The 1,605-nt window shown below is 28.2% G+C and carries 1 protein-coding gene; it reads right to left on the bottom strand.

What is annotated here, in order from left to right; translation table 11 throughout:
• Positions 1 to 679: 679 nt before the first annotated feature.
• Complete coding sequence (locus CN514_RS20400) at positions 680 to 1,528, bottom strand: DegV family protein (RefSeq protein ID WP_176526003.1); 849 nt, start codon at positions 1,526 to 1,528, stop codon at positions 680 to 682.
• Positions 1,529 to 1,605: the final 77 nt, after the last annotated feature.

Genomic DNA, 1,605 nt, shown 5'->3' with positions numbered 1-1,605 from the left:
AATTTAATTATGTAAAATGACGATTAATAAATCTTACTCCATTTTATTTTACCAAAAAAGTTAAATACGGTTTAGTAAAATGATTTAGGTATGTAAGATTGTGGGGGAAAATTGGAGGTTAATTTTGGGATTTATGTGATATAGTTTTAGGGGTTTAGGGTGGGATTTTAGATTTTAATAGAATTTTGTTATCCATTATCGATTTATTATGTCTTTTTATAATTTATTCAAATTAAATCCGGTACGTGAAATTCCATTTTAATGCCTATGGATGGAGTTCGTAAACACAATGGATCGATAATCATAATAAACTAGACATTATTTGCATAGCACTTCATTATTGTTCTAATTGAAAGCTTTTTATAGAAGATTCTCTAGATTTTAAGCTTATTTTGAACGTTGCATAAAGATTGGAGCTTCTTATTTGCAGTTTTAACATTTTTATTTGTACATTTGATGATTTTAATTGCAGTTTTGGGTATTTTGTTTGTACTTTTGATGTTTTTATTTGCAGTTGTAAAAAACGACAATCCATCAATAGTCCTTAATTATCTCTTTATAAGTTACAAAATTGTGTACTTATTTCCTTTTAAACTATTTTTTATTATATCTATCTATTTTTTAATTGAAAGTTTTACTAAACAAAAAAACTCTCACCACTTTGAGAGTCGAATTTTTCCTAATTTGCTAGAAAAAAGATTCCTATTGCACTAGGACCAGTGTGAACACCGACTGCTGAACCAACTGAGTTTTCTATTATCTGTTCACTACCAATTAGATCCTTTAATTGTTTAATAAATTGTTCGGTGGAATCATTTCTTACCCCATATACAACTCCAACATTTTTACTAAGTGCATTTTTTCGGATCTTCATTAGTTCAAGCATGCGATTTAATGCTTTTTTTCGACCTCGTACCTTTTCAAGTGGTTTAAATTTCCCTTCGCTTACTTCCATAATCGGATTTATATTTAGCATGCCACCTAAAAATCCGGCAAACTTACCAACACGACCTCCACGTATTAAATATTGGAGATCTTCTATCGTAAAAATATGTTGGATCTTATTTATATTGTGATTTAATTGTTTCATTAGATTCTCAAATGATTCATTATTATTTAAGCCTTCTATTAACTCCATGACTAATACGCAAATGCCTAGTGATACTGATCTAGTATCGATAATATGAATAGAGGCATTTGGATTATTTTCTAAAATATCTAATTTTACTAATTGTGCAAAATTATACGTACCAGATAAGTCACCAGAACAAGTAAGATAGACACAATTTTGGACTTTACTACATGAGACTAAAGTTTGATAAATTGCATCATAAGAAGGTAAAGATGAAGTAAAATTCTCTCCATTTTTCATTCTTTGCATTAACTCATGTGATTGTAAATTTACTCCATCAAGATACTCTTTTTCTAATTGGTCATAGACTCTTAATGGTATGACTGAAATATCGTATTTCTTTAATATCTCAGTTGGAAGATCTGAAGAGCTATCTACGATTATTTTTAGGTTCAATTTAATCACCTCTTTCTACATTAATAATGTATTTTTAATCTTATTAAACAATATTTTAAATATTCAAATAACTATTT

Source organism: Bacillus sp. AFS001701 (assembly GCF_002559405.1).
GTDB lineage: Bacteria > Bacillota > Bacilli > Bacillales > Bacillaceae_G > Gottfriedia.
Note: the sequence above shows the minus strand (reverse complement) of the source record. Positions and strands in the feature narration are given on the sequence as shown.